Source organism: Microbacterium daqui (assembly GCF_050408675.1).
Classification (GTDB): Bacteria; Actinomycetota; Actinomycetes; order Actinomycetales; family Microbacteriaceae; genus Microbacterium.
Window position 1 is genome coordinate 1 of sequence record NZ_JBNTKF010000049.1, and the last position, 797, is coordinate 797.

At 69.4% G+C, this 797-nt stretch carries 1 protein-coding gene; it reads left to right on the forward strand.

The window, feature by feature from the left end; translation table 11 throughout:
* A partial coding sequence (locus ACQUSY_RS13375) for an IS481 family transposase (RefSeq protein ID WP_428904930.1) occupies positions 1-797 on the forward strand: 797 nt, incomplete at both ends.

Here is a 797-nt window from a genome sequence, read left to right on the forward strand (position 1 = left end):
CGTGCCGTTGCGCATGTCGCGGCGGAGATGGGCGTCTCGCGCACGACCGCGTGGCGGTGGTGGCGCCGGTTCCGGGAACACGGCCTGGCCGGTCTGCAGGATCGTTCGAGCGTGGCCCACTCGCATCCGCGCAGGACGGGGGCGTGCGTGGAGACGCGGGTGCGGATCATGCGTCACCTGACCCGTCGCGGTCCGGTGTTCATCGCTGGCAAGCTCGGCCTGCAGGCCTCGACGGTGGGGCGGGTGCTGCGACGCCACCAGGCCCCGCTGCTGCGGGAGCTGGATCCGGTCACCGGGACCGTGATCCGCGCGACCCGCCGGTCCGCGCGACGTTATGAGCACGACCATCCAGGCTCGCTGATCCACATCGATGTGAAGAAGCTGGGCCGGATCCCCGATGGCGGCGGGTGGCGTCTGCACGGCCGCACGGAACGCCCGAACCGCAAGCGGGGGCTGGGCTACGACTACGTCCACACCGTCATCGACGACCACTCCCGAGTCGCCTACGCGGAGATCCACGACGACGAGAAAGGCACCACCGCGGCGGGTGTCCTCGACCGTGCGATCGCGTTCTACGCGACCCTCGGTGTCACGGTCGAACGGGTGATCAGTGACAACGCGTTCGCCTACCGGCACTCGAGCGCGTTCCGCCGCGTGATCGAGGCACACGGCATCCGGCAGAAGTTCATCAAACCGCACTGCCCCTGGACCAATGGGAAGGTCGAGAGGCTGAACCGGACCCTCGCGACCGAGTGGGCCTACGCGAGAGCCTGGACCTCCAACGACGACCGAGCCGC